Origin of the sequence: uncultured Duncaniella sp. (assembly GCF_910578445.1) — a bacterium.
Lineage (GTDB): Bacteria > Bacteroidota > Bacteroidia > Bacteroidales > Muribaculaceae > Duncaniella.
Window position 1 is genome coordinate 15,324 of record NZ_CAJTQC010000002.1, and the last position, 11,760, is coordinate 27,083.

Sequence of the window (11,760 nt, forward strand, 5' to 3'; positions counted from 1 at the left end):
ATGAAATCAATCAGATAATAACTTAAATAGAAACTATGTGTGATAATATGAAAGGAATTAGTTTTTTAGTGCGATTAATGAAACTAAAAATCGCCATATTTAGCATCGGATTCATAACTTCGATGACTTTGTCGAGTTGTATCACAACAGTAGAGGACGTCGCAGGCCAATATGATATTAGAGGACCGGTTGAATTTGCTCAATGGTATGCCGATGATTTTTCAACCGATTCGCTATGGAATAAAGCCATCGAAGATTCAATAATGCCTCTTATTTTAGCACTTCCTTTTGATGATATTGCGCAAATAGGAGCTATAATTAAAGAAACGCCTGCATTTAAATTATTGTCTGCTTCGGCGATTGATAAAGATAAGATGATGGGTAGTTTTCGGAATCGAAACTTCAAAGAATGTGCGGAATTTTATGCTAAATACTATTCCGTCTTCCCGGAATTGACAAGTGTTTACTGTGATTCGATATTGAAAAATGCAGATAAAGAATCATTTGACCAGATAGCTGAGACAGGTGTTATTGTAAATAAATCGCCAGCTTTAAAACCTTTGATTGGAATGTCTTTTGAGCGAGGAAAAATAATGGAAAGTTTTTATGCGCGAGATTTGGATGAGGGTGTTAACTTCTACATTAAATATCATAGGATATTTCCAATGATGGATTCGATATTTACAGATTCGATTATTCCGATAGCCGAGTCCGCACCATATCCGATATTGGAGAATATTGCTAAGAAGCTTTCAGCTAAAAATATAAAATTTGTTGATGATAGTATTTTAACTGCATCCAAATATTCATATTTAAGCGAAATTCGTGATGAGATTTTTGAATGTAAAATGAATTCAATTGAAATCTATGATCAAATAGTATCTGCATCTATTGAGCTTGAACTGGATTCATTATCGAATGAAAGTCTCAGGAAAGTGATTGATAAATTCTCTGGTGGAATTTTAGATTATAGACGTTTGCTTGTCGTATTCGGTAGAGACGAGTCAAAGTTTAAGGAACTGTGGCAGGAATATATTGACGGTGAGGACTATACTGATATATTTTATCGGCATATATCCTCAATGTTGAGAGATATGTATCAACTTCAATTAGAATATTATAATGCGTTTACCGGCCGAGAGTTGCAGATAGAGCCGAAAATGGTTGACCCTAAGAAAATCAATATAGAATTTCCCGATGGGGAATTGGCGCATATAAAAGAATTTATAGGAAAAGAAAAGACAACAGGCTTGGTTAACGCTGCTTCTAATGCTTTTTCTTTAACTTCTCTAAGTTCAGACCCGAGATTTTTTGCTCTTCAAATAATTGTAGAGGCTGGAACAGATCTTGCTGATGTGATAATTTCTGAACCTGAAGAACTGGATTCAAATGATGAACTTGTTGCATATTGTCAATATGCGATTTTGGCGCAAATACCTGAGAATTATCGGGAAGATTTGAGGAATCAAGTATTGATGCTTATAAATAATAGTTATGATAATCTTTATAATAATATAGCCGATGCGATTTAAAAGAATTTTAGCCTTATTTTTTATCATTGTCTTGATTGTGGGCAATGACTGCTCCTATAACTATGCTAATGCACAGACAGGAAAGGCTGTAAAAACAGTGACAAAAAAAGTAGTAAAAAAGACAGTAAAAAGGAATCCCAAAGAACTTGCTAAATTTGCAATATCGCATGGCGACGATTTATTGGCGAATCAAGTTTTTCGTAAAAGCATGCGTGCTCAGTTGAAAAAGACATTTGAGAGGGAAGGTGTGAAAACGATTCTTGAATTTTCAAAGAAAAAAAGTAAAAACATGATTGTTTCCCCTTCTCAATTACGCACAACAAAGGCTGTCGTCGCAAAACGTTATTCCTCAGTATATAAGCAATCATTGAAATCTGGTTCGAAAGCGATAAAATTATCTTATGCAGGAAAAGTCTGTCTAAAAAGTGGTACAAAAGAATTTTTGCTACCAAAAGGTAAAGAGGCTATTAAGGTTGTGTGGGATCCAGTTAAAAGGAAACCTGTGCCCTTGGTTAAAAATTTAGCTTCTGACGGATCAGACGTATCGAAAAAGTATAATGAAATTCTTCTGCGTGAGCGCAGAAAAGCTATTTCTCCATATCACCAGTTCCTTACGCTTGAACAGATAGGCAATTATGATAAATCAGGACTGATTTTAGGGCAAAAAGCATCCGGTGATATTCTTCGCAAGAATATGTATAAGGCGATGCCGTCCCAAAACAAGAATATTCATTGGGGTTTTGGTGGCGCCGCTGCTCATCATGTAGTGGAAGGCGGTGATAAATATGCCGACCAAAGTAGGAAGATTCTTGAAAAATTTAAGATAGATATAAATGCTCCTGAAAATGGAATCTTTTTGCCAACTGATGTCAATAGTATTTTTAAGGGTGCAGTCCATAAGACAGGCCACCAACGTGCATATTCTGAGTATGTATATTCAAAACTTAAAGATGCTAAAAACGAAAAGAATTGTTATGAGATTTTGAATACTATAAAACATGAGTTATATGAAGGCAAACTGTCTTTGGAAGGGCCAAAACAACTGATAAATTCAAATAAAATTTAAGTGAATCATAAAAGCGTGAATTATTTTATAAATCTAAGTATATGTATAATCGTGAAGAACGAAAAATGAAGTGTGATAAGTGTGGGCATAAGTTTACTCAGATTGTAACATCCGGTTTTATCAAGAGATGTGATCCGAACAAATGCCCTAATTGCGGCTCATATCGGATTAGTCCCAGTTCAGGATTAATTGATTTATTTTTGGATATTTTTAAATAACAATGCGTTCTACCAAATAACCCTCAAAACAAAATAAAATTTATAACCATATAAAAAAACAGCCTATGGCAGATAAAGTAAAATGTAAAAATTGTGGTTGCGTATTCGAAAAGAGATCAATACTACGTTGTCCAAAGTGAGGACCTTTCAGAGTGAAAGGTTATGATTCATGGATTGATAATATTCTTTCAATTTTTGGAAATTAAATAAAACTAAAATTTAAATTAACTGTGTTCTTATAGGAAAACATGATGCTATTAAGGACGTCGAACCTGAAGATGTTGGGACTTTAGTTGGCACTCTTATCAAAATTTTTAAAGATTTAATGAAATAGAGTAGCTAAATCTGAAAAAGAAAGTTCAAATTCTAAACTTTCTCGCAGGTGTTTCACGAAATGAAACACCTGCGTTGTAATTTTGCGGGTGTAAACGAAAAAACAGATTGAAATCATGTCGACTTTACCCATCATACAAAGATATATTTGGCTTGTGAATACGATTGCGCGCTTTGACGGGCGGCTGACCTTCGGAGAAATCAGCCGGAGGTGGGAGGATTCGCCGCTCAACGACGGGTCGCCGCTGTCGCGCTCCACGTTTTACCGCTACCGCGAGGGGATAAGGGAGTTGTTCGGTATAGCGCTGGAGTGTGACGCGGCGCGGGGGAATGTCTATTACATCGCTCAGGACGATTGCGACGGACGCTTGCAGACGTGGCTCCTTGACACGCTCGGCCTTGTCAACACCGTCGGCGAGAGCCGCACGCTGGCAGGCCGGATTCTGCCGGAGCATTCGCCGTCGGGTGGTCCGAAACTCGCCGTTGCTGTCGAGGCTATGCAGGCAGGGCAGGTGATGACGATGAGCTATGCCGGTTTCAATCCCCACAATGTCCCCTCGACGTTCCGCATCATGCCCTACGCCGTGAAGCAGAGCATGAACCGGTGGTATCTCATCGGCGAGGGAGAGGACGGGCGCATCCGCCCCTACGCCTTCGACCGCATCAGGGAGCTCACCCCGACGCAGGATACGTTTGAATTTCCCGCCGGTCTCGATGTCGACGGACTGTTTGTCCACTCCGTAGGCGTGATGACCGACGAAGCCCCGGAGCGCATTGTCATAAAGGTCCTCGACGGTCAGGCCAACTATGTCCGCTCGCTTCCGCTCCACCACTCGCAGGAGGAGGTCGAGGGAGAGCCCGACACGTTTGCGATCTTCGTCCGTCCGACCATTGACTTCATCATGAAGCTCCGTTCCTACGGGCCGGCCATCGAGGTCGTCGCTCCCTCGTGGCTGCGCGGACAGCTCGCTTCGGAAGCCGACATCATCCGACAGCGCAACAGCTGAAAAACAAGGAATCATGGTCGGTGTACAGAAATTCTTGCTGTCAGGCTACAAAGGGGTGACGTTCTGAATAAATTCCCCCCGGCACTGCGCAATCGCATTATGAAAATTAAACCACGGGTGTTTCAAACACTGAAACACCCGTGGTTTAATTTTGCGGATACATCGAAGAAAATGCGGTCGGGATAGCGTTAAACCCCATCCTGATATTGCAAATGTGGAAGGAAAATGATTATATTTGCACTACGCTACCATCGAGGTAGCCGTCAACCACTGATTATTAACCTTAACATCGTATTATCAAGAACCGGGCATTGACCGACTCCCCAAAATATTAAGCCACAAGCTTTGACATTTTATCGTAATCACCAAGGGTAAATCTGGAAAATTTCTCGACAGCGGAATGAATATGATAAAAATGCGGCTAATCAGTGTAGGCTCACGCCTGCACTGTGTGCAAAGTTTTGTGTGTCCTCGATTCGAGGGACACTGACAGCATTTTCTTCGTTTTGTTTCATTCCAAGGCATTTTCCAGAGCCTACCCTGAGATGCAAGACTTGAAATGTGTCAGTGTTCTTTTTTTTGATATGTTTTTTAATATAGTATTCAATTATATGAGATATAAGACTATAATAGCAATATTTGTAACTTTAATGTTTTTATGCCCACTATATTCGGATGGGCAAGTGGCGAAGACCATAGGAAAACAAGTTATAAAAAAAGAGGTAAAACGAGCCGAAAAAGCAGGAGCGAAGAAAGCAGTGAAGACTGTAGGTAAGGATGCCGGAAAAGGAACGGCCCGTAGCCTTGCGAAGACGGCAGCTAAATCGACTGCACGTGGTCTGAGCCCCACTGTGGTAAAGTCCATGACAAAAGAAGTGGCAGCGGTTTTCTCTAAGGGTGGTTATCGTGAAATATGAAAGTCTCGAGGAAGTATACTGGTGATTTTGACCCTGTGAAATTCCACAACGGTAATCCGCGATATGTAAAAGACGGTTGCGAGACTAATCTCGGTCGAATGAAACGTGGGTTAGCTCCACTATATAAGGACCCGACAAATAAAAATGTTGCAGATCATGGGTATAGTGCATTTGAGCTTCATCATGGCGGACAAAAGTCTGATCCAAAGTATTTTGCGTTGATGGCTGAAGATCATAAAACGCAATCGTCGGTTTTGCATCCTATTCGTAAGGGAAGCGAGATAAACCGAAACGAGTTTAGTAAAAAGGAAAGAGCTCCTATGTATAAGGAAATTGCGGAATATATAGATTATCTATTATAACGAACCCTTAAAATTCAGTATAAATATGAAAAGAATACTATTTCTATTGTCTGTAGTGTTGCTGCTAACTTCATGTGGTGACAATGACTCAGACTTGCAAAATGCAGACTATTCATCCTTATATGATGAATTAGTAATGGAGCATACTTCACTTGACAGTCTCAGCAGTCTGACAAATGTTCCAAAAGAATCGCTTGTCAAGATGAGATTCTACTTGATTGACGAGGATTCAGATTTGACGGAAAAACTTAGGGAAATCCTTATTGCTTGCAGAAATAAGGATAAGGACAAATTGAACTCCATTAAAGATGATAAGCAAGATTTTGACTTGACAGATAAGGGCAGCGCGCAGATTGAACGCGCACGCAAATCCAAAGCTGCTGCGATTCAGGAGTTTGCCGCTGTTATAGAGCAGAAAGTCAGCAGTAACGGCTATATCTCCGAGGAAAGCTATAATATGGATATGCAAAAGCTCCATAAAATGCAGCAGGACGCAGAAGCCTATTTCGCGAGTCTCAGCAAAACCTATGATGATATCAGATTGAAGCGAAATCATAAGTTTGGAGAAAAACTTCCGGATATTATTTCCGATTATGTCAGCGAAGAAGTTGACGGTTTTATAGAAAGTAAATATACATTGTTTACGGCGATTCCTAATACATGGAAATATTATACAAAGTCAGATGAAGATTTTGCTCAAGATTTTCTTGCTGAACTGAATACATCTGATTTAGGCGTAAAATGTGAGTCCTATTATGTTCAGCGCGTCAACAACTATAAGAATGTTGTCTGTGAAGAGTCTGAGATCATGGGCGACGAGTTGTCTATCCCGGATTTCAGTATTATTCCCGGAGACAGTCCGATAGAAATAGATTCGACTCTAAAGAATCTTGTTATAGAACGGACAAAATCACAGATTAAAGAAATATCCTCTGATATATTTTGGGATGTGATTATTGTGTTGATTATCAGTTTTATTATCTCCTTGAGAATTGCCAATGCGATAGACGTCGCTAAAAAAGAGGCGATTGACAGTTTCCTTCGTCGTGTAAGGTGGAAAAAGGGTGATGGCATTTTACAAAATTTAGGTAATGCTGCTTTACACGCGTTAGGTGCTTACGGAGAATGTGAATACAAAGTAAATGCGATAAAGGCAAAGTATAATGCATGGAAATATATAGCCAATATCTGTGTATTTGTCATATCGTTTGTCGTCACATGGTTTTTCTTTATCATCCCTCAACTGAGGATGGAGGGAGATATTAATGCCGAGCTTACAACTAAAATCATAGAATCTTCCAATACGCTTAATATGAATCCGGAACGTATAATTAACAGATATATGAATATCGGGGAATCTTATGAAGCCAATGAAAATGAAGCAATTCCTGATGAGGAGATAGTTGTTGAGGCTGACACTTGTTACAGCCCCGACTATTTTGTTGATATGCCAAAATCAATATATATATTGTTGGGAAAAATTGGGAATAATGATGTGAAGGTAAATTTCACGATTAATAATTCTACCAAAGAAATATCGGGTGATTACATCTATTTGAAAAATGGTAAACCATATAGTGCTGTGCTCAATCTTAATGGCAGATATAATGAGCAGTGTAATACTAATGTGTTTACTTTAGATGAGACCACTCAGGAAGGTTTAAAATGTGCCAGTTGGAATGGTACTTTAGAGTTTGATGAGGCTGGAGCTGTGAAGATGAAGGGGCAACTGACTAATAGTAAGAATCAAAGATTTGATTTTGAAATTAATAGTTCGGATGATTGAGTTTAACATGGTCTCTCTATTTGGGATTTTATAAAATATTTTTTGATTTTTCTTCGGAGGTGTTTCAGGTTCTGGAACACCTCTGTTGTAATTTCTTTCCTGTCGGTTTCAGAAAAAAACTTTCATCTCCGGTTTGCGCTTCAGGCTGTGCTTTGCTCTTTTCATGGCCGGGTATTTCGATAATTGCGGGCTTTTAGCTAATTTTGCATCACTATGTTGCTATCGCTCGCCATACCGGCCACTGCCCCGCTGATCACTGCTCCCGTCCCGATATTCCTTACCGTGATGGCTATAATCCTATTGACTCCGCTCGTCCTGAGCCGTCTGAGGATTCCCCACGTCATCGGTCTGATAGTGGCGGGTGTCGTCGTCGGGCCTCACGGCTTCAACCTTCTGGCGCGCGACATGAGTTTCGAGGTCTTCGGACAGGTCGGCATTCTCTACCTCATGTTTCTCGCTGGTATAGAAATCGACATGTACCACCTGCGCAAAAATCTGCGCAAGGGACTGACATTCGGCCTGTTCACATTTGTCATACCGCTGATACTGGGCGCTCTCGTGGCTATGGCAGCCCTTAGGATGCACTTCCTTGAAGCCACGCTGCTCGCCTCGATGTTTGCCGCACACACGCTGATTGCCTATCCTATAGTGACACGCTTCGGGGTGACGAAATCGCCTGCCGTCGTGATAGCCATCGCCGGAACTATCGTCACCGTGCTCGGCTCGCTCATCGTGCTTGCGGGCGTCCTCGGTGTCTACCGCGACGGATCGGTCACCTCGCTCATCCCCGTCATCTGTTATCTTGCGCTCTACTGTGTGGGGCTGATATACATCTATCCGCGTGTCACGCGTTATTTTTTCAAACGCTACAACGACGGCATAGCCCAGTTCATCTATGTCATGGTGATGGTCTTCGGGGCTGCCGCCCTTGCCTCGTTCATCGGTCTCGAAGGGGTGTTCGGCGCATTCTTTGCCGGACTGGTGCTCAACCGCTTCATCCCGGCACGCTCGCCGCTGATGGGACGGCTGGAGTTTGTCGGCAACGCCATTTTCATCCCCTATTTCCTTATTGGAGTCGGGATGCTGATTGACCTCCACGTGGTGATGGACGGGTGGTCCACGCTCTACACCGCAGCGGTTATGAGCGCCGTGGCAATGCTCTCGAAATGGATTGCCGCATGGGTGACACAGAAGGTCTACAGGCTCACTCCGATTGACCGCTCGATAATGTATCAGCTGTCCAACGCACACACGGCTGTGGCGCTCGCAGTGGTCATGATCGGCTATGAAATGCACCTGTTTGACGTGACTGTGCTCAACGGAACGGTGGTGATGATACTTGTCACCTGCACCGTGTCGTCGTTCGGAACGGAGCGTGCAGCCTCGCGCCTTAAGGTCCAGCTGCTTGAGCAGGACGATGAGGAGGGCGTCAAGGATGATTCGACCGCGCATCCGCGCACTCTTGTGGCCATCTCCAATCCGCTGACCGCCCCCTCGATTGTCGACCTTGCGCTTTCGATGCGTTTCCCCGACACATCAGTGACCGGCGACCTTTATGCCCTTCATGTCCGCAACGACAATTCCGCCTCGTCAAAGGCCATCGGGCGCAATTCGCTCGACGTTGCCGAGCGTGCGGCCGCCGCTGTCGAGACAAGTCTTACTGCAATCGAGCGTTTCGACCTCAATTTCATCACCGGTGTGCTCAACACCATGGAGGAACGCGACATAACCGAGCTCGTTCTCGGAATCCACCGCCGCACGAGCATCATCGACTCTTTCCTCGGCGAGAAAATCGAGCAGCTGCTGCGCTCGACCAACCGCATGGTGGTCATGTCGCGCTGCTTCATTCCGCTCGCCACCGTGACGCGCATACTGGTGGCTGTCCCCAAAAAGGCGCAGTTCGAGACCGGTTTCCGCCGCTGGGTGCAGGCCGTCGGTAATCTCGGCCGTCAGGTGGGATGTCGCGTGGAGTTCTGGTGTGAGGATTCGACCGCGCCTCTCATACGCACCGTAATCACCCAGAGCAAACTGGGCATACGGATGTCGTTTTCGACCGTGGAGAGCTACGACGACTTTGTCATCAAGTCAAATGATATTAACGACGACGACCTGCTTATCGTCATTTCGGCGCGACGTTCGTCGGTGTCGTTTGACAGCGACATGGATGCCGTCCCCGAATATCTGCAGAAATATCTTGCAGGCAACAACCTTATCGTGATCTATCCGGGTCAGTTCGGCTCTGAGCCTCCGATGACCATGGCCGAGACGATGGCTACCGATATCGTTTCGCCACCCAATCCTGTATTCCTTTTCGCCATGAACCAGCTCCGCCGTCTGCGCAAGATGTTGCGTAAGGCATATGGAAGGAAGTGAACCGGCCGACGATTCTATCTCCCCCAGGATGTAGTTATGGAAAAATTCATTCTGTCAATCATTACGCTTCTCTCGCTATTTGCCGTTGCCGGATGCTCAGGCTCTGCCGACCGCACACTCTACGAAGCTGAGGCGGTGATGACGGAGCATCCTGATTCCGCCTCTCTCGGGCCTATTTGTTTGAGAAATAGGAAATTTCAGGATGCGAGAAATGTCCTCCCGAAGTCAAAAAAGGAAAATTATATCAGTAAAAACGTTAGATACGAGAGTCTATTGCCACTAATCGCCAATTTCTCAATCATTTAATTTTCGTCAAACTTGCGTTGAAATAGTAATATGAGGTAAATATGTCATCCATTTCAAAGAATATATTCGATATATACACAAGCATATTTTATCAATGTGTGGTAGTCGTTGGCTTGATTGTGGCTATTTGCTATATGATATGGGAAATAAGTACAGGCTCAATCAACGATAGAAATGTAATAGTAGACATATGGGCTATTATTACGTGTGTAACTTATATTATGGGTAAAAATAGCAAGTATAAATACATGGTAATGTGGATAGTGCTGTTTTCTCAGCTCATGTTGGCATTATGGATTGTAAAATAAACAGTAAAATAGATGTTACCATTATCCTTAATCCGGGTTACACAAATGATAGACGGCACAGCTGTGGCGGCACAGGTTTGCATTGGTTAATCAATTAGTAAATTTAATAAATATTCAGTGCATTCATCGTTAAGACGATAGATGTTCTGAATTAAAAATATCATATTATGAACTTACAAATTATACGCCTTTTACTATTATTTTTATCATGCGTATTAGTGACATCCTGTGACAATAATGACAGTCCCGGCCGTCCGGGCAATGAAAAGCCGGGCGATGAGGAGACATTCAGTCCGCACTGGGACTATATTGTCGAGACAGGTATGCCGGACAGCCAGACTTTTATAGGTACACGCTATCTTGGGATAGATGATAGAAACGAAAGCATCCCCATGCCTCCGTCTGATGGTCTTTATGTGGGCTGTGTATGTAAGAGTGATTGTTTCGGAAACAGTTTTGATGATGAGGTGACAGGTGACAAGAACCAAGCAGGGATTATCGCTACATTTGGGAACGGTTGGAGTGACTATATGGCGAATGACTATATTCCCCGGTCGATAAATTATGTTGATTTTATAAAAGCGACAATACGTTCGCAGGAATATGCTGACTTTATAGCTGACAAACATTCGCCGGGAGTCTATGGCTTTTGCAATCTGGAGTCGATGGACAATCTGAAGTATTTTTTCTCGGATAATGTGAAGTTTGCCGAAGGAATTGCCGAGAGCATCCGTCTGCGTTCGGGCATCGAGAGCCCCGGGAGTCTGATGTTTGGCAAAGCGGTGTTTAAGGGCATGACAGTCACACTGGAGACACCGGCTGACGGTATTTTCAAGACTGCTCCTGCCGATGCCGACAGCCTTGTCTACATCAAAAGTCTGACTTATGGGGCATCGGCATATTTCGTCGTGGTTAGTGATAAGGAGTATGCCGATGTGATGGCCTGTTTCAAGGGACTTGGTGGAAGGACGTTGCAAGAGGAATTCAGTGAGGAGGATGGAGTGCTTCGCGGATCGGAAATTTATACATTTATCATAGATGATGTGACGCAGAATGCCCGTGTCGGTACGACGGTTGACAGCCTCATAGACTTTATGGATAATCCGTTCAAGCCTCTCGGCTACGGCTATCCTCTCTATGTCGACGGATGTTGGCTGAATGGAGATGGCGCTTACCGACCCGAAAAATAATGACGACTGACTTCGTGGCTCGGAATATTGATGGGCGTATGGTGCTCCGGCAGTTTTTATTTAGCGCTGTCGGTGGGCGTGACACTCTGAGATAATAGGCATATAGCTAATGAAATACGTGAAGTCGCGAAATTAAACCGCCGAAAATGCTTGCGGATTCAGAAAAAAGTCGTACCTTTGCAGCCGGGTAAGTCCTACACGACCAGCTCCCCGAAAACCCCGCCAGGTCTTGATCGAAGCAACGGTATCGGGTTGTAGCGGTGCGATGTAGTCAGCTTACCCTTTTTTTTGTAGTAATGTTCCGGCAAAAGGCCGGAAAAACATATCTGCGCAAGCGACCGATAAAGTCACTTGCGCAGATA

The 11,760-nt window shown here is 43.4% G+C and carries 9 protein-coding genes and 1 other RNA gene; all 10 read left to right on the plus strand.

Annotated elements, in window-relative coordinates:
* Positions 1–47 precede the first annotated feature (47 nt).
* The 10 genes from QZ311_RS01340 (at position 48) to ffs (ending at position 11,683) form a co-directional block, all read left to right on the plus strand.
* On the plus strand, positions 48–1,532 hold the full coding sequence (locus QZ311_RS01340; protein ID WP_297063082.1) for a hypothetical protein: 1,485 nt from the start codon (positions 48–50) through the stop codon (positions 1,530–1,532).
* Positions 1,522–2,598 carry an AHH domain-containing protein gene (locus tag QZ311_RS01345; RefSeq protein ID WP_297063084.1) on the plus strand — a complete coding sequence of 359 codons (1,077 nt, stop codon included), beginning with the start codon at positions 1,522–1,524 and terminating at the stop codon, positions 2,596–2,598. The genes QZ311_RS01340 and QZ311_RS01345 overlap by 11 nt, the downstream gene beginning before the upstream one ends.
* A 706-nt stretch (positions 2,599–3,304) precedes the next feature.
* Positions 3,305–4,156, plus strand: a complete 852-nt coding sequence (locus QZ311_RS01350) for a WYL domain-containing protein (RefSeq protein WP_297063086.1) — start codon at positions 3,305–3,307, stop codon at positions 4,154–4,156.
* Positions 4,157–4,767: 611 nt separating this feature from the next.
* On the plus strand, positions 4,768–5,073 hold the full coding sequence (locus QZ311_RS01355) for a hypothetical protein (protein WP_297063088.1): 306 nt from the start codon (positions 4,768–4,770) through the stop codon (positions 5,071–5,073).
* A complete protein-coding gene (locus tag QZ311_RS01360; RefSeq protein WP_297063089.1) occupies positions 5,070–5,435 on the plus strand; it encodes an HNH/ENDO VII family nuclease in 366 nt (121 codons plus the stop codon). Before QZ311_RS01355 ends, QZ311_RS01360 begins: the two co-directional genes overlap by 4 nt.
* Before the next feature lie 25 nt (positions 5,436–5,460).
* Entirely contained in the window at positions 5,461–7,221 is a 1,761-nt protein-coding gene (locus QZ311_RS01365) for a hypothetical protein (RefSeq protein WP_297063090.1), read from the plus strand.
* Between the two features lie 213 nt (positions 7,222–7,434).
* Positions 7,435–9,594 carry a cation:proton antiporter gene (locus QZ311_RS01370; RefSeq protein WP_297063092.1) on the plus strand — a complete coding sequence of 720 codons (2,160 nt, stop codon included), beginning with the start codon at positions 7,435–7,437 and terminating at the stop codon, positions 9,592–9,594.
* A 36-nt stretch (positions 9,595–9,630) separates the two neighbouring features.
* Entirely contained in the window at positions 9,631–9,900 is a 270-nt protein-coding gene (locus QZ311_RS01375) for a hypothetical protein (protein ID WP_297063094.1), read from the plus strand.
* Between the two features lie 475 nt (positions 9,901–10,375).
* Positions 10,376–11,398 (plus strand): hypothetical protein, encoded by a 1,023-nt coding sequence (locus tag QZ311_RS01380; protein ID WP_297063096.1) that lies wholly within the window; start codon positions 10,376–10,378, stop codon positions 11,396–11,398.
* Between the two features lie 185 nt (positions 11,399–11,583).
* Positions 11,584–11,683, plus strand: an RNA gene (gene ffs / locus QZ311_RS01385) — signal recognition particle sRNA small type.
* Positions 11,684–11,760: the final 77 nt, after the last annotated feature.